This window comes from Pseudomonas parafulva NBRC 16636 = DSM 17004 (assembly GCF_000730645.1).
In the GTDB taxonomy this organism is placed as follows: domain Bacteria; phylum Pseudomonadota; class Gammaproteobacteria; order Pseudomonadales; family Pseudomonadaceae; genus Aquipseudomonas; species Aquipseudomonas parafulva.
In genome coordinates, this window is record NZ_BBIU01000023.1 from 30,643 (window position 1) to 47,475 (window position 16,833).

The following is a 16,833-nucleotide window of genomic DNA, read 5'->3' on the forward strand; positions in this document are numbered from 1 at the left end:
TTTACTTGCAGCTTGCCGCTTGCCGCTTTCGGCTTGGCGCTTGCTGCCTGAGGAACGAGTGATGTCACAGGAACGCCGTTACAGTTTCGAGTTCTTCCCGACCAAGACCGACGCCGGTCATGAAAAGCTGATGGGCGTTGCCCGCCAGCTGGCTACCTACAACCCGGACTTCTTCTCCTGCACTTACGGTGCAGGGGGCTCCACGCGCGACCGCACGCTCAATACCGTGCTGCAACTGGAAAACGAAGTGAAGGTACCTGCCGCACCGCACCTGTCGTGCGTGGGCGACACCAAGGCCGAGCTGCGCGCACTGCTGGCCGAATACAAGGCGGCGGGTATCAAGCGCATCGTTGCCCTGCGCGGTGACCTGCCCTCGGGCATGGGCATGGCCAGCGGCGAACTGCGCTACGCCAGTGACCTGGTCGAGTTCATCCGCCAGGAAACCGCCGACCACTTCCACCTGGAGGTAGCCGCCTACCCCGAGATGCACCCCCAGGCGCGCAACTTCGAGGCCGATGTGGCCAACTTCGTGCACAAGGTCAAGGCCGGTGCCGACAGCGCCATCACCCAGTACTTCTTCAACGCCGACAGCTACTTCTATTTCGTTGAGCGGGTACAGCAGCAGGGTGTGGATATCCCGGTGGTGCCCGGCATCATGCCGATCACCAACTACAGCAAGCTGGCGCGCTTCTCCGACGCCTGCGGTGCCGAGATCCCGCGCTGGATCCGCAAGCAGCTCGAAGCCTATGCCGATGACACTGCCAGCATCCAGACGTTTGGCGAAGAGGTGATCACCCGCATGTGCGAAGAGCTGCTGCAAGGCGGCGCGCCGGGCCTGCACTTCTATACCCTGAACCAGGCCGAGCCGAGCATGGCGATCTGGAACAACCTGAAGCTGCCTCGCTGACACGTTTTGTCATAGCGGCTTAAGAAAAAATTAAGGCTTTGGCCATAGGCTGAAGCCTTCTTCTTTTCCGGGTTAAACAGGTCCTGCCTGCCATGCCGTATGCCCAGCCGCCACGCCCCCAACTCGTCTACCTGGCCTTCGGCCCCGCCACCTACCATCAGGAAGCCTGCTTCAGCATCGTCAGTGCCCTTGCCTGCCTGAACGCTGCCGCTGGCGAGTACCTGGATATCCAGGTGTACACCGACAACCTGCAGCCCTACAGCGGGCTACCCATTACCACCCACTTCATCGACGACGCCACCCGCCAAGCCTGGAATGCACCGCACGGGTACCACTTTCGCAGCAAGCATGTGGTCTTGCGCCAGGTCTTGCAGCAGCACCCACTGGCAGTACTGATCGACACTGATACGTTTTTCCGCCAGTCGCCCATGCAGTTGTTCAACCGCGTGGCTTCGGGCCGCCTGCTGTGCAATGCCATCGGCCCGCGCTACGGCGCCGACAGGCACAGCGTGCTGTACCGCAAGCTGCACGCTACCCTGGCAGAACGCGGGCTGGCTGACGACAGCATGCCCATGGTCAATTCAGGTGTCATCGGCCTGGCCCGGGGCGATGCCGGCACCCTCGACCATGCGCTCGCGTTGATGGACGAACTGCACCCCGTGGCACCAGAAGCCTACGCACTGGAAGAATTCTGCCTGGCGGTGGCCGCCTACCGCAGGCTGGCAGTGCATGAATGCACCGACGTGATCCACCACTACTGGAGCCACAAGGCGCAGTTTCGCGCCAAGATCCAGGCCTGGCTGCGCAAGCATGGCCACGACCTGCTGAGCGCTGCTGCGCTGGCGGATGTGGCGAAGGTGAATGACCAATTGCCCCGCCCGCCAGTACTGCACCGCCTGGGCTACAAGGCCCTCACCCTCACCCTGCCCAGCCGTGAGCGCCAATTCGCACGCGAGCTGCTGTACGGCTGTTACCCCTACCCCAACGAATTCGACCGGGCGTGCGCACCGGCGTGGTGGGACAAGGCACTGGAGAACCTCACCGGCCGGTGCGGCCACGTGGCGCCCGAGCATGTGCGCCAATGCCTGCGCCACCCGGGGCTGCGCCTGTCGCTGGGCGAGCGGCGCAAGGATGTCGAGGCCCACCTGATGAGGGCGCGCTAGAGCGCGCCGGGGGCTTGCCATCGGGTACTGGCCTTGGCCTGGCCGAGCGCGTAATCTCCGGCCATGCGCCATTACGCCTGCCTGTTCTGGACCCTGCTGCTTACCTGCCTCAGCCCTCTGGCGCTGGGCGAGCGGCTGCGTCTGGTAAGTGATGACTGGGCACCCTACGTGTATGAACAAGAGGGCCAACCACGCGGCATCGACGTCGAAGTTACCACCCAGGTGTTCGCACGCCTGGGGGTACAGGTTGAATGGCAGTTCATGCCCTGGAAACGCTGCCTGGCGATGGTCGAACAGGGCCAGGCCGATGGTGTCATGGATATTTTCCAGTCAGACGCGCGTCACCCCTACCTGCTGTTCCCGGCAGAACCCATGTCGGTGGTGGAATTCGTGCTGTTCCAGGCGAACGCACGCCGGCACTCGGTCGACAACCTCAACGACCTCGGCAACCTGCGTATCGGTACCTCACCTGGCTATGACTACGGAGCCGCGTTCAACCAGGCGTCGGCCTTTCAACGCGAGGCCGCACCCACCCATGAGGCCAACTTCGGCAAGCTGGTGCTGGGGCGCATCGACCTGGCGATCACCGACCGCAAGGTGGGCCAGTACCTGATCCAGCACATGGGCCTGCAACAGCAGGTCGAACCGTTGCCCTTGGTGATCAGCCGCAAGGCGCAGTTCCTGGGCCTCGTGCGCAAGCCCGGCCGCGAGGCCCTGGCCCACGCTTTTACCGAGGAGTTGCGGCGTTTCAAGCAGGAGCCCGCCTATGCGGCCATCATCGAGCGTTACATAAACGACTCCAAAAACATTCTTGACGCCGTTGAGCAGCAGGAAAGCAGCACAGCGCGCTAGCTCTGTTATACTCGGGCCTTCCCGCCCGGCTCACGCCCGGACGCTCGGCCTCGCAACAGGCATCCCGATCGGCATAGACGCACCCTGGCGTCAGCCTTCCGTTTCCCGGATGTGCAGTGAAAGCCCAGCTGGACCGGACGCGATCGCATCCTACAGATGCCCGTCGCGCCAGGCAGAACATCCCTACGGGCCCAGCCCACACGAGAACAGGATTGCCCATGTCCTTTGCTTCCCTCGGTCTCTCCGAGGCTCTTGTCCGCGCTATCGAAGCTGCGGGCTATACCCAGCCGACCCCCGTGCAACAGCGGGCCATTCCCGCCGTGTTGCAAGGCCGCGACCTGATGGTTGCCGCACAGACAGGTACGGGTAAAACCGGCGGTTTCGCCCTGCCGATCCTCGAGCGCCTGTTCCCCGCCGGCCACCCCGACAAGTCGCAGCGCCACGGCCCGCGTCAGCCCCGCGTACTGGTACTTACCCCAACCCGCGAGCTGGCAGCCCAGGTGCACGACAGCTTCAAGGTGTATGCCCGTGACCTGCCACTGGTCAGCGCCTGCATCTTCGGCGGTGTCGGCATGAACCCGCAGGTGCAGGCCATCGCCAAGGGTGTCGACGTACTGGTCGCCTGCCCAGGCCGCCTGCTCGACCTGGCAGGCCAAGGCAAGGTCGACCTGGCCCACGTTGAAATCCTGGTTCTCGATGAAGCCGACCGCATGCTCGACATGGGCTTCATCCATGACGTGAAGAAAGTGCTGGCACGCCTGCCGTCCAAGCGCCAGAACCTGCTGTTCTCGGCTACGTTCTCCAAAGACATCACCGACCTGGCCGACAAGCTCCTGCACAACCCGGAGCGTATCGAGGTCACCCCGCCCAACACCACCGTCGAGCGTATCGAGCAGCGCGTCTACCGCCTGCCCGCCAGCCACAAGCGCGCCCTGCTGGCGCACTTGATCACCCTCGGCGCGTGGGAGCAGGTTCTGGTGTTCACCCGCACCAAGCACGGCGCCAACCGCCTGGCCGAGTACCTGGAAAAGCACGGCCTCACCGCCGCGGCCATCCACGGCAACAAGAGCCAGAACGCCCGCACCAAGGCATTGGCTGACTTCAAGGCCAACACCGTGCGCGTACTGGTTGCCACCGACATTGCAGCGCGTGGCCTGGACATCGACCAACTGCCCCATGTGGTCAACTTCGAACTGCCCAACGTAGAAGAAGACTACGTACACCGTATTGGCCGTACTGGCCGTGCCGGCCGTTCGGGGGAAGCGATTTCCCTGGTTGCACCCGACGAAGAGAAACTGCTCAAGAGCATCGAGCGGGTAACCCGGCAGAAAATCGCCGACGGCGACCTCATGGGCTTCGACGCCAGCCAGGTAGAGGCCGAAAAGCCGGAAGTGCGCGAGCGCCAGCAGCCCAACGGCCGCGGCGGGCGCAACCAGCAGGCCCGTGGCGAAGGCAGCAAGGACGCCAACGGCGGCCGCAAGGACAAGGGCAAGGACAAAGGCCGGACACGCCAGCAGGCTGCAGACAAGCCCGCCGAAAAGCAGGCCAGTGGCGAGCGCCAGCAGCAGCCACGCAAACCGCGGGACAACAAGCCGCGCCAGCAGGCCAGCAACAGCAGTGTCCCGAAGGCGCCTGCCGACCGTGACCCAGAAGTGTTCCTGGATGACGATGTGGACAACTTCGGTAACCGTGCCGACTACGTCAGCCCTTACCAGAACGGCAAGGGCCAGGGCCGCAACCGTCGCCCTGGCGGTCAGGGCCAGGGGCAAGGCAATGGCCAACAGCGCAGCAACGGAGGCGGCGGCGGTCAGGCCCGCAATGGCGGCCAGCCACGTTCCGGTGCCGGTGAAAAGCGCCCGCCCCGTGCCCACAATGGTGGCGGTGCCCGCCGTGATGGTGGCGCAGGCCGTGGCCGCCCAGCCCGCGAAGACGCCGAGCCGGCCGTGCGCAGCCCTCGCCAGCCGCAGAGCCAGCCGGTGATCATCCGCAAGGAATCCAAGCTCGACCGTTTCCCGACGCCTGAGCAACTGGAAGACCTGCCCGCCCGCCCACGCGGTGAGCGCCCTGCGTTGTTAACGCGCAAGGGCTGATAACAAAAAAGGGGCCGCTTAGCGGCCCCTTTCTCATTCAACGCACAGCTATTACTTCTGCTTCACGCCTTCAACACTGATATCCAGATCCAGGGTCTGCGAAGTCGGGCCTGGGCCTTTGATACCGAAGTCGTTCAGGTCAAGGGTAGTGGTGGCATTGAAGCCTGCGCGCTCGCCGCCCCATGGGTCCTTGCCCTCACCATTGAAGGTGGCCTTGAAGGTGACCGGCTTGGTCACGCCATGCAGGGTCAGGTCACCGGTCACGTCAGCGGTTTTTTCGCCTGTGGACTTGACGCTGGTGGAGACGAACTTGGCATCCGGGTATTTCTTCACATCCAGGAAATCGGCGCTGGCGATGTGCTTGTCACGCTCGGCATGGTTCGACCACAGGCTGGCGGTTTTCAGGTCGACGCTGATCTTGCTGGCTTCAGGCTTGGCGCTGTCCCAGCTGAAGTTGCCGTCGAAGTCCTTGAAGGTGCCGTGAATGAAGCTGTAGCCCAGGTGGCTGATCTTCCAGTCAACGAATGCGTGCTGGCCTTCCTTGTCGATCTTGTACTCGGCAGCCATGACCTGGCCGGCGGAGAGCAGAGCGGTACCGAGCGCCAGAGCGGCAAAAGTCTTTTTCAACATCGTCACTTCCTTCCTTTGCAATTGAGTTGAGGATCAAGCTTTGCGGCCCAGCATGCGGGTGAGGGTCGCGTCACGGTCAATGAAATGGTGCTTGAGTGCAGCAAGGCCATGCAACCCCGCGAAGATCACCACGCCCCACGCCAGCCACAGGTGTACCACCCCAGCCACGTCGGCCTGGTCCGGCAGGTTGCTGACCAGTGCAGGCACTTCGAACAAGCCGAACACCGGAATACCAACGCCATCGGCGGTGGAGATCAGGTACCCGGCAGTCATCAGCGCAAACAACCCCAGGTACAGGCCCAGATGCCCAAGCTTTGCAGCCACCCGCGTGAGCGGGCCGTGGCTGGCAGGTGCCGGTGGCGGCGGGCTGACGAAGCGCCACAGTACCCGCAGCAGCATGACGGCCAACAACACCAGGCCGATGCTCTTGTGCAGGTCAGGGCCTGCCTTGCGCCACGGGCTGTAGTAGTCGAGGCCGACCATCCAGAGGCCTAGACCGAACAACCCGAAAACGGTGAGCGCCACGCCCCAATGCATGACCATACTGACAACGCCGTAGCGTGAAGGTGAATTGCGCAGTTGCATGATGACCTACTTCCCCGTGAAAGCTGTGCACAGACTAGCGCGAAACGTATCGAATAAAAGCGGAAAAAATTGCTATGGATTATCGAGAAATCCGATAGCAATTGTTACGAGCCGTTATTAAGGAAACGTTAACGGAAGGCGTTGAATGACGGCTGTTAGCGCCGGCCCATCGCCGCTCATGGGCGATGGCACCGGCGCTGTCTGCAGGTCAGCCCGCTTTGGCCTGGGTATCAGTCACTGCTTTCTTCGCAGGTGCTGCCTTGGCGGGGGCCTTTTTGGCGTCAGCAGGCTTGTGGGCCGGCTTGTGGGCAGGGGTGTGCTTGGCGGGCGCCGGCTTGCTTGTGGCAGGCTTGGCCGCAGCTGGCTTGGCAGGCGCGGGCTTGGCCACCGGTGCGGGTGCCGGCTGCGCGGGCGCAGGTGCGGGCACAGGCGCAGCCTCAGGGGCTGGAGCCGGCGCTGGCGCTACTTCATCCGCCTTGGCAGCTGGCTCGGGTGCTTTGTCGCCACCGCCGAACAGCCGCGAGAAGAAGCCTGGCTTGCCCTGCTCGGCCTTGTCAGCAGGTTTTGCGTCTGCTTTGGCCGGCGCCGTGTCCGCTGCATCGGCCTTGTCGGAGGAGCCACCGAACAGGTTGGAGAAGAACCCACCCTTGCCCTGCTTGGCTGCAGCAGCACCGGCAGCCGCCGTGGCGGCCACTGGCGCTGCCTTGACCGGGTCGAACGACTTGCCGGCAAGCAGGTCCTGCACCTGGCTGGCGGCCCGCTGGCCGCTGCGCAGGGCACCTTCCAGGGTGCCAGGGTACAACGCATCGGTATGCTCACCGGCAAACGCTACGCGCTGCACCGGGCGCTCCCACAGCCGCCAATACTTGCTGATCTGGCCTGGGCCATAGGCCAGGTACGCGCCGCCGGTACCCACATCTGCGCTGTAGCGCTTCACTTCGTACCCGGTAAAGGCGCCACGGGCCTGCGGGTAGAAGGCATGCAGGCGGATCAGCACCTGGTCGGCCATCTGCTTGTCGCCGAAGGCCTGCAACAGGCGGGCATTGTCACCCGACAGGTTGATCACCACGTTGGCACCGCCTTTCAGGGCCGGCTCGATCCACAGCATGCCCAGGCCAGTGTTGCTGTAGATTTCGCCCGACATGCGCGCGCGGCTTTCCCACACCGGCTTCTTGAATTTGAGCATCAGCTGGTCGCGCCAGCCGTAGTTGGTGCCCTTGATCGCCGCCAGGTGCTGGTTGTCCAGGCCGGGGGTCATCTGGATCTTGGCCAAGGCACGCAGCGGCACGGCCATCACCAGGTAGTCGGCGCGGTAGCCCACGCTGCCCACCTTCACGGTCACGCCGTCCTTGTCCTGCACGATGGCGGTGACTGGCGAGCTGGTCTTGATGGTTTTCAGTTGCTTGACGAAAGCCTGGGCCAGTACCGGGCTGCCGCCTGGCAGGCGTGCCGCGCGCAGGTCGCGGTCGCTCACATCACGGTACACGCGGTTCTGCTGGGCGAAGTACAGCAGCGACAGGCGCGACGGCTCGTCGTAACGGGTACGGATCTGCTGGTTGACCAGCTGGCGGGCGGTGGCGGGCAACTGCAGCTTGTCCAGCCAGGAAGACACGGTGATCTGGTCCAGGGCGAACAGCGTGCTGGTCGCCTGTGGCTTCAGCGGGTCGTCGATGGAGCGCGCCAGGTCATCGACGGTTTTTTCGTAGCGCTTGAGCGCCTCGGCGGTGGCCGGCTGCTTCACGGCAAGGTCGGCGGCACTGAAATACTCGCCATCGATCAGGTAGCCAGGGGTACGGACAAACTCGGGCGCGGGCAACGTGTCGAGCTTGAAGCGGTCCAGGTACTGGTTCAGTACCGGCTGCGCCTTGGTATTGCCGATCCATTCGCTGGTGGCCAGGCCCGAGCGCCCGCCCATGCCAGGCTTGGCTTCCAGCACAGTCACCTGCCAGCCTTTGTTCTGCAACTCGTAAGCGGCCGTGAGGCCCGCCATACCGCCGCCCACCACAATCGCCGTGGGCGTCTTGTCACTCGCCAGCGCGGCGCCGCTGGACACACCAATCAATACCAGCGCGCACAGGCGCACCCAAGCAGCAGCCATATCGGCAAACTCCGAGTCAGGGGTTACAAAAACGGGGAGAGGCGGAATGCCCCGAGAGAGGCGCTAGAATACGTCAGCGCCGCAAGGCCTGCCAGCGTGGTGATATCAAGTGCTTCAGGTAAATCACTTTTTCTGCCGGGTTGTCCTGCACCGCGCCTTTGCTTAGGCTTACCCGCCGAACCACGCCGCAAACCAGGAGAAGTGCTCATGGGCCTCAACGATCAGTGGATGCAACGCGACCTCAAGGTGTTGTGGCACCCCTGCACGCAGATGAAAGACCACGAGCACCTGCCCCTGATACCGATCAAGCGCGGCGAAGGCGTATGGCTGGAAGACTTCGAGGGCAAGCGCTACCTGGATGCGGTGAGCAGCTGGTGGGTGAACGTGTTCGGCCACGCCAACCCGCGTATCAACCAGCGCATCAAGGACCAGGTGGACCAGCTGGAGCATGTGATTCTGGCGGGCTTCAGCCACCAGCCGGTGATCGAGCTGTCCGAGCGCCTGGTGGCCATGACCCCGGCCGGGCTCGACCGGGTGTTCTACGGTGACAACGGTTCGTCGTGCATCGAAGTGGCGCTGAAGATGAGCTTCCATTACTGGCAGAACGTCGGCAAACCGGACAAAAAGCGCTTCGTCACCCTCACCAACAGCTACCACGGCGAAACCATTGCCGCCATGTCGGTAGGTGATGTGCCGCTGTTCACCGAAACCTACAAGGCCTTGTTGCTCGATACCCTCAAGGTGCCGAGCCCCGATTGCTACCTGCGCCCCGAGGGCGTCAGCTGGGAAGAACACTCCCGCACCCTGTTCGCCGTCATGGAACAGACCTTGGCCGAGCACCACGCCACCATCAGCGCGGTGATCATCGAGCCCCTGATCCAGGGCGCGGGCGGCATGCGCATGTACCACCCGGTGTACCTCAAACTGCTGCGCGAAGCGTGCGACCGCTACGACGTGCACCTGATCCATGACGAGATCGCCGTCGGCTTTGGCCGCACCGGCAGTATGTTCGCGTGTGAACAGGCCGGCATCCGCCCCGACTTCCTGTGCCTGTCCAAGGCCCTGACCGGCGGTTACCTGCCGCTGGCTGCCTGCCTGACCACCGACAAGGTGTACCAGGCGTTCTACGACGACTACTCGACCCTGCGCGCGTTCCTGCACTCGCACAGCTACACCGGCAACCCGCTGGCCTGTGCAGCGGCCCTGGCCACCCTGGATATCTTCGAACAGGACAACGTGATCGAAGCCAACAAGCCCCTGGCCAAGCGCATGGCCACGGCCACGGCGCACCTCGCCGACCACAAGCATGTGGCGGAGATACGCCAGACCGGCATGGCACTGGCCATCGAGATGGTCCAGGACAAGGCCGGCAAGGTCGCCTACCCGTGGCAGCAGCGCCGTGGCCTGAAGGTATTCGAGCATGCACTGACCCGCGGCGCCCTGCTGCGCCCATTGGGCAGCGTGGTGTACTTCCTGCCACCGTACGTGATCACGCCAGAGCAGATCGACTTCCTGGCGGAAGTGGCCAGCGAAGGCATCGACATTGCCACCCGCGACAGCGTCAGCGTTGCCGTACCGAGCAACTTCCATCCCGACTTCCGCGACCCCGGCTGACAGCGCTCGGGGGCAATGCCCTCCTCCGCCACCCGCCCTGTGCCCCTTTCATCAGAGCCTGACCCATGAGATTGTCCCGCTTCTTCATCGACGCCCCCCTGAGCATCGGCGAGCACGACCTGCCCGAAGCCCAGGCCCACTACATTGGCCGCGTACTGCGCATGGCCCCCGGCGATGCCGTGCAATTGTTCGATGGCAGCGGCCAGGAGTACCGCGGGCAGCTGCTGGAAGTGGGCAAGAAGACCGTGCGCGTCACCCTGGACCAGGCCGTCTCAGGCCAGGCCGACTCCCCCTTGCAGGTTCACCTGGGCCAGGGCCTGTCACGGGGCGAACGCATGGACTGGGCGATCCAGAAGGCCACCGAACTGGGTGTCAGCCAGATCACACCGATTGTCAGCGAACGCTGCGAAGTGCGCCTGAAGGACGAACGTGCCGACAAGCGCCTGGCTCACTGGCGCCAGGTGGCGATCAGCGCCTGCGAGCAATGCGGGCGCTCCACGCTACCTGTCATTCACCCCCCTCAGACGCTTGCGGACTGGCTGGCCAACACCGCAGCCGACCTCAAGCTGGTATTGCACCCGGTGGCCGAACCACTCGCAAGCCATGCCAGGCCCGCTACCCTGGCCTTCCTGATCGGCCCAGAGGGCGGCCTGAACGACCACGAAGTCGAGCAGGCAAAGGCGGCCGGTTTCCAGGCCGCACGCCTTGGGCCGCGTGTGCTGCGCACCGAAACCGCTCCGGTGGTGGCACTGGCCGTGGCGCAGCAACTGTGGGGCGACTTCTAACGCACGTAGAACGAAACCGCCACGAAGTGCATGAGGCTGCCGGCGATCACGAACAGGTGCCAGATGCCGTGCCAGTGACGGAAGCGCCGGTCGAAGGCGAAGAAGATGATACCCACGGTATAGAACACCCCGCCTGCGGCCAGCCAGGCAAACCCGGCGCTGCCCAGCGTATGCAGCAGCGGGTTGACCGCCACCAGCACGATCCAGCCCATCACCGCGTAAATGATGATGGACAGTACCCGCGCTTCGGAGCGTGGCTTGATCTCCTGCAACATGCCCAGCACGGCCAGCCCCCACACCACGCCAAACAGGCTCCAGCCCCAGGGGCCACGCAGGCTCACCAGGCAGAACGGTGTGTAACTGCCGGCAATCAGCAGGTAGATGGACAGGTGATCGAGCTTGCGCATGATCACCTTCGCCCGCCCACGGGTGCTGTGGTAAAGGGTGGAGATGCTGTACAGCAGCAGCAGCGTGCCGCCGTAGATCGAGAAGCTGACGATCTTCCACGGGTCGCCTTGCAGCCCCGCGCTGACGATCAGCCAGATGGCACCGATACAGGCCAGAACCGCACCCACCAGGTGGGTCCAGGCATTGAAACGTTCACCGTAATACATGTGCTAGAAGACCTTTCATCAAGCGGCAAGTTTCATGCGCCAAGCGGGTCGCTCAGTCATCCAGGCTACTGGACCGACCTAGCTTGCCGCTGCGCTGGGCATCACGTACCAGGCGCTCCAGCCCTACCAGGTCGGGTACCCGGGCAACCTGGTCGCCCACCTGCACGGCTGCCAGTTCCAGCGGGCTCAACGGTACATCCACGTAGTTGAGCTGGCTGTCGAGCTTGCACGAGCGCGGGATGCCCTGCAGCAGCAAGGCCAGGTAGCGCAGGCCCGTGTCGCCCAGAGCATTGAGCACCACCACGCGTGCACGGTCGCCACATGGGGTCTCGGTGCCGCATGCGGCCTCGAAGCCAATCAGCGGCAGCCGCTGCTGACGCCAGTTCACCCAGCCCAGGTGCCAGGGCGGGTCGCCACGCTGGCACACCAGGTTGCGCTGCCCGCTCAGTTCTGCCACCGCCACGTTGGGCAGCACCAGGGTGCGGTCACCCAGGGTCAGCAGCAGGCCGGTCAGGCTGCTGCGTTGCCCGGCGATCAATTCAAGCATGGGGCTGGCTCCAGTGGGCAATGCTTTGCAGCAGCAGCGACTCCTGATACGGCTTGCCCAGGTACTCGTTGACGCCGATGGCCATGGCACGGTCGCGGTGCTTTTGGCCGGTACGCGAGGTGATCATGATGATGGGCAATTGTTGCATGCGTTCGTCACGCCGAATGCGGGTGGCCACCTCGAAACCGTCCATGCGCGGCATTTCGATGTCCAGCAGCAGCACGTCGGGGCGATGCTCTTCAAGCAGGGCCATGGCGTCCACCCCATCCTTGGCGGTGATCACACTCATGCCATGGCGCTCGAGCAGGCGGCTGGTGACCTTGCGCACGGTCACCGAGTCATCCACCACCATCACCAGCAAGGCCTTGCGCGGTGCCGGGCCCAGCAACTGCAACTGCGGTACGCCACCCGGCAGCCGCGCCAGGCGCCGCTGCTGGCCGCGCAACTGGCCAAGCAGGTCCAGAATCAGCACCACCCTGCCATCGCCCAGCAATGTCGCCCCGGAAAGGCCGGCGACCGCAGCAAACTGCGGCCCCAGGCTCTTGACCACGATCTCGCGGCTGGGCGACAGGCTGTCGACCTGGATCGCGAACGACTGCTCCTGGGAATGCACCAGCAGCACCGGCAACGGCACGCTCTGCCCCAGCAAGGCCGGGCGTGCACCGCCCTGCAGCAACTCACCCAGGTAACGCAGCTGGTACTCGTGGCCGGCGTACACATACTGTGGCGGTTCTTGCTCGTAGCACGCTGCCAGCTCGGCGGGCGGTACGCGCACGATGCCCTCGATGGTGTTGAGCGGGATGGCGTACTGCTCATCGCCCAAATGCACCATCAGCGCACGGTTGATCGACACGGTGAACGGCAGGCGGATCAGAAACCGCGCGCCTTTGCCCGGCGCCGATTCGATGCTCATCGAGCCACCCAGTTGCTTGACCTCCTCGTGCACCACATCCATGCCCAGCCCGCGCCCGGAAATCTGCGTGATTTTCTCGGCGGTGGAAAAACCGGGCCGCAGGATGAACTGCAGGATCTCGTGGTCGCTCAACTGTGCCTGCGGGTCGAGCAGGCCACGTTTGATCGCCTTGAGCCGTACGGCTTCCAAGGGCACGCCGGCGCCGTCATCGGTCATCTCGATGACAATGTCGGCGCCTTCGTGCAGCAGGTTCAGGTGAATGGTGCCCTGCTCAGGCTTGCCGGCTGCCAGACGGGCTGCCCGGCTTTCCAGGCCGTGGTCCACGGCATTGCGCAGCATGTGCTCCAGCGGCGCCACCATGCGCTCGAGCACACTGCGGTCCAGTTCGCCCTCGGCATTGCCCACCACCAGTTCCACATGCTTGCCCAGCTCGCTCGCCACCTGCCGCACCACCCGCTGCAAGCGCGGCACCAGGCGCTCGAACGGCACCATCAGGGTGGCGGTGAGGCCCTCCTGCAACTGGCTGTTCACCCGCGCCTGCTGCTGCAACAGCCCGTAGGCTTCCTGGGCACGTTGGGCCATGGTCTCCTTGAGGTCGAGCAAGTCGGAGGCGGATTCGAACAAGGCCCGGGACAGCTGCTGCAACTGCGAATGGCGGTCCATTTCCAGTGGGTCGAAGTCGTCATAGATGTCGCTTTCAAGCTGCTGACGGCTGGAAATACGCCCCTGGGTTTCGATATCCAGCCGCAACAGCTGGTCGCGCATACGCTCCAGGGTGGTTTCCATTTCGTTGAGGGTGAACTGGGCATCGTTCACTTGCTGCTCGATACGCCCACGAATGACGGAGTGCTCACCGGCCAGGTTGCCCAGGTCGTCCAGCAGCTCGGCATCGACCTTGACCATGTCGCCCGGCGCGCGCTCCGGGGCAAGCGCGGGCCCCTCGCTGCTCAACGCTTCAACCGGCCCCTGGCGTGCTGCGTTGTCGGCCAGGGCGGCACTGCTGAAATTGCGGATGTAATCGATCAGTGCCGTGGCGGCATGCAGCGGCTGGCCAAGGCGTACGGCGTCAAGCATCTGCGCCAGGCGATCATGGCAATTTTGCAACAGGGCGAACAATGCCCCGCCAGGTGGCAGGCGGCCTGCGGCCAGCAGCTCGTACAGAAACTCCAGTTCATGGGCCAGGTCACCGATGGGGCCGATCTCGACCATGCGCGCAACACCCTTGAGGGTGTGCAGGTCGCGCATCAGGTTGTCCACCTCGGCACTGTTGCGCGGGTCCGCCTGCCAGCGGGCCAGTGCGGCGGCGGCACTCTCGACGATATCCGAGCTTTCTTCGAGAAATACCTCGAGCAACTCTTCGCCGGGCTTATCCGGGCCCTGAGGCGGCAACTGCGATGGCTCAGCCAGTACCGGCGCAGGCACCTGCCCAAGGCCGAGGGCATCGCTCAGGTCCATGTCCGGGTGCAACGGGGTGACCGTGTCCAGGCCGACCAGGCCGGTGGCATCCGGCGCCAGGCCCTCGCCCAGCAGGTCACGCAGGCTTTGCACCAGCTCCAGGCGAGCGACCACGTCCTGGCCGGCCGCCAGTTCGTCCAGCATGTCGAGCAACGCTTCGTGGGCTTGATGCGCCTGGGCGAAAAAGCGCGGGTCGGCCGGCAGGCTGCCCTCTTCCACGGCGCCGTACAGGTCGAGCAGCGCCTCGCACACCTCGTCCACCTGCCACAGGTCGGCCTGGTGCGCGGCATGGCCAAGCTGGGTCATTTCGTCCAGCAGGGTTTCGAGCCCGTCTCGCTGGCCGGGCTGTTGCTGCCAGCCAGACAACAGCGCTTCGGCATCCATCAGGCTGTCCATGGCCTGGCTCAGAAACGCGGCCACCGCCTGCGGGTCACGGGCACGTCGCCGCGTGGTCGGCAAGCTGGCCTGGGCGCCAGCCAGGCGTTCGTCCACCGCCACGCCCACCTGCTCGATCAGCGCGGTAGCGCCCGGCAAGGGTGCCAGGGGGCTGCTGCCCAGTTGCGCCAGGGCCTGCAGAAACAGGCCGTGGGCCGCGTGCAGCCATTCAACCTCGGCGGCCTGCAGGGGCAATTGGTGGCCTTTGTATTCACGTACAAGCCGGTCGAAAGCCGTGGCCAGCTCGGCCACGGGCATCACCCCGGCCATGGCAGCGCTGCCCTTGAGCGTATGCAAGGCCCGCTGCAAGGCATCGCTGACCGGCACCTCGGGGCCCACTGCGCTGTGAAGAAAACTTTCAATGCTGGCCAAGTGGCCCTGGGCTTCGCTGCGGAAGATCTCGAGCAACTGCGGGTCCAGCCCATCGACCTTGGCCGCCCCGGCAGCCTTGCCTTCAGCCAGGGCGTGCAGGCGCCCGGCCAGCTTCTCGATCTCGGTCAGTTGCGGCAACTGGCCCGCAGCAAAGTCGGCCAGCAGGTCCGGCAAGTGAACGAACGCCTGTTGCATCGCCAGCTGGCTTTCCGACCCCAGCACGCCACGGCCTTCCAGTACGCGGTTGAGCAGGTGCTCGGCCCCCCAGGCCAGCTCGGCAATTGCCTCGGCATGCACCATGCGGCCGCTGCCCTTGAGCGTGTGCAACGCCCGGCGCATGTCCAGCAAGGCTTGCCGCTGCTGGTTGTCGGCACGCCAGCGCAGCCAGTGCCGCTCGATTTCCGGCAGCAGTTCACCGGCTTCCTCAAGAAACACCTCGCGCAGCTCATCGTCCACGCCATCGCCGTCAACACGGCCAACAGGGGCATCCTGGGCTTGCTTGCAGTGCACACCCAGGGCGGCCAGGCTGGCGCGCGCCATGTCGATGAAGGGCTGGCCGTCGGCCAGGGGGTCGGCCACGCGCCATTGCAGGTAGCCCTCGGCAGCGCTCAGGGCATCGGCCAGCTGCGCCAGCTCGTCGGCAGGGGGCTCGGCCTCCAGGTGCTGCAACCAGCCTTGCACGTAGCTGGCGCTCCCTTCGAACAATTCGGCGGCAGCCGGCAACATCAGCATCGCCAAGGCGCCCCGCACCTGCTGCAGCAACCCCGGCAAGGCCTGCAGGCGCTGCCGCGGCCAACCCGATTCCAGGCAATCACCGATCAGGTCCTTGGCCTGCTGCAGCACGTTCAGCGACTCTTCAAACACCACCTGACGGATCTCGGCCAAGTCTGAACCTGGTAGGCCGCCGTGGCCGCTTTCTTCCAGGGGCCCGACCATGCCGTTCAGGCTGGCCTCGACATACAGCAACGCGCCGGCCACATCCATCAATACACTGTCGTCCGCCGCTTGCCCGCCCTGGGCCAGGCCCTGCAACGCCAGCACCTGGTCGATGATCACCCGCCGAGGCTGCTGAAAGCCCAGCACGGCCAGGGTATCGGCAACGTGGCGCAGCGGCGCCAGCAACCCGTCGAGCTGTTCGCTGTGCTCACGGTCGCTGCGCACGAACTGGTCCAGGCGCTCCTTGATGCGCATCAGGTCGTCACACAGCGCGCTTACCACCGAACGCAGCGCATCGCGCCCCGGCCCGGCCTGCACCTGGTCGCGCCAGTTAGCCAACGACAGGTCGAGGTTGGCGAGGTCGTCGGGCCCGGCGAACCGCTGCGCGGCGCCGTCGATCAGGCTGCCTTGGGCCACAGGCTCTGCGCCCCGGCAGGCGCGCAGCTGGTTGAGCAGCGGGATCATCACCAACGGCAGGTCGTGGCGCGCACCCCGTAGCCGCTCCAGGTACGACGGCAGTTGCTCCAGGCCGCGGAACAACACACCCAGGCAGTCCCCGCGTGGGCTGACCTGGCCGTCGGCAAGCGCCCTGGCGAGCAGCTCCAGCTCTTCGGCCAGGCGGGTTGCACCGGGCAGTTCGAGCATGTGCAGGCAGCCATGCACCTGGTGCAGGTTGTCCACCACGAAAGCCAGCATGGACAGGTCCCCGGGTTCCCCGGCAAAGCGTTCCAGCGCCTGGCGTGCCTGCCCCAGGCAGTCAAGCAGGGCAGGCTTGGCCCAGGCCAGCGCCACCGTATCGTGACGGGCCGGGCTTGCAGCAGCACCAGACATGGGCAT

The 16,833-nt window shown here is 64.8% G+C and carries 12 protein-coding genes; 6 read left to right on the forward strand and 6 right to left on the reverse strand.

Annotated features, from left to right (window positions below; translation table 11 throughout):
• Positions 1 to 61 precede the first annotated feature (61 nt).
• The 4 genes from metF (at position 62) to rhlE2 (ending at position 5,012) form a co-directional block, all read left to right on the forward strand.
• Positions 62 to 907 (forward strand): methylenetetrahydrofolate reductase [NAD(P)H], encoded by an 846-nt coding sequence (gene metF / locus PPA02S_RS15300; protein ID WP_028631909.1) that lies wholly within the window; start codon positions 62 to 64, stop codon positions 905 to 907.
• A gap of 92 nt (positions 908 to 999) precedes the next feature.
• Positions 1,000 to 2,070: a hypothetical protein gene (locus tag PPA02S_RS15305; RefSeq protein WP_028631910.1), complete on the forward strand. Its 1,071-nt coding sequence runs from the start codon at positions 1,000 to 1,002 to the stop codon at positions 2,068 to 2,070.
• 63 nt (positions 2,071 to 2,133) lie between these two features.
• A complete protein-coding gene (locus PPA02S_RS15310) occupies positions 2,134 to 2,922 on the forward strand; it encodes a substrate-binding periplasmic protein (protein WP_028631911.1) in 789 nt (262 codons plus the stop codon).
• A 218-nt stretch (positions 2,923 to 3,140) separates the two neighbouring features.
• Positions 3,141 to 5,012 carry an RNA helicase RhlE2 gene (rhlE2, locus tag PPA02S_RS15315; RefSeq protein WP_028631912.1) on the forward strand — a complete coding sequence of 624 codons (1,872 nt, stop codon included), beginning with the start codon at positions 3,141 to 3,143 and terminating at the stop codon, positions 5,010 to 5,012.
• A gap of 51 nt (positions 5,013 to 5,063) precedes the next feature.
• On the opposite strand, the gene PPA02S_RS15320 is transcribed toward rhlE2, so the two are convergent.
• The 3 genes from PPA02S_RS15320 to PPA02S_RS15330 form a co-directional block, all read right to left on the reverse strand.
• On the reverse strand, positions 5,064 to 5,642 hold the full coding sequence (locus tag PPA02S_RS15320) for a YceI family protein (RefSeq protein WP_028631913.1): 579 nt from the start codon (positions 5,640 to 5,642) through the stop codon (positions 5,064 to 5,066).
• A gap of 33 nt (positions 5,643 to 5,675) precedes the next feature.
• Positions 5,676 to 6,227, reverse strand: coding sequence for a cytochrome b (locus PPA02S_RS15325; protein WP_028631914.1), 552 nt, complete (start codon positions 6,225 to 6,227; stop codon positions 5,676 to 5,678).
• Positions 6,228 to 6,435: 208 nt separating this feature from the next.
• On the reverse strand, positions 6,436 to 8,325 hold the full coding sequence (locus tag PPA02S_RS15330) for a flavin monoamine oxidase family protein (protein WP_028631915.1): 1,890 nt from the start codon (positions 8,323 to 8,325) through the stop codon (positions 6,436 to 6,438).
• Positions 8,326 to 8,532: 207 nt separating this feature from the next.
• Here PPA02S_RS15330 and PPA02S_RS15335 point away from each other — a divergent pair, with 207 nt between their 5' ends.
• Together PPA02S_RS15335 and PPA02S_RS15340 are read left to right on the forward strand one after the other, a co-directional pair.
• Positions 8,533 to 9,939: an adenosylmethionine--8-amino-7-oxononanoate transaminase gene (locus PPA02S_RS15335; protein ID WP_028631916.1), complete on the forward strand. Its 1,407-nt coding sequence runs from the start codon at positions 8,533 to 8,535 to the stop codon at positions 9,937 to 9,939.
• Between the two features lie 65 nt (positions 9,940 to 10,004).
• The gene (locus PPA02S_RS15340) at positions 10,005 to 10,724 is read left to right on the forward strand and encodes a 16S rRNA (uracil(1498)-N(3))-methyltransferase (RefSeq protein ID WP_028631917.1); all 720 of its coding nucleotides are present in this window, start codon (positions 10,005 to 10,007) and stop codon (positions 10,722 to 10,724) included.
• On the opposite strand, the gene trhA is transcribed toward PPA02S_RS15340, so the two are convergent.
• From trhA to PPA02S_RS15355, 3 genes are read right to left on the reverse strand one after another with little or no spacing between them, the layout of a single operon-like run.
• Positions 10,721 to 11,338, reverse strand: a complete 618-nt coding sequence (gene trhA / locus PPA02S_RS15345; RefSeq protein WP_028631918.1) for a PAQR family membrane homeostasis protein TrhA — start codon at positions 11,336 to 11,338, stop codon at positions 10,721 to 10,723. The genes PPA02S_RS15340 and trhA overlap by 4 nt on opposite strands.
• Positions 11,339 to 11,390: 52 nt before the next feature.
• Complete coding sequence (locus PPA02S_RS15350) at positions 11,391 to 11,885, reverse strand: chemotaxis protein CheW (protein ID WP_028631919.1); 495 nt, start codon at positions 11,883 to 11,885, stop codon at positions 11,391 to 11,393.
• Positions 11,878 to 16,827, reverse strand: coding sequence for a hybrid sensor histidine kinase/response regulator (locus PPA02S_RS15355; RefSeq protein ID WP_028631920.1), 4,950 nt, complete (start codon positions 16,825 to 16,827; stop codon positions 11,878 to 11,880). The genes PPA02S_RS15350 and PPA02S_RS15355 overlap by 8 nt, the downstream gene beginning before the upstream one ends.
• Positions 16,828 to 16,833 lie beyond the last annotated feature (6 nt).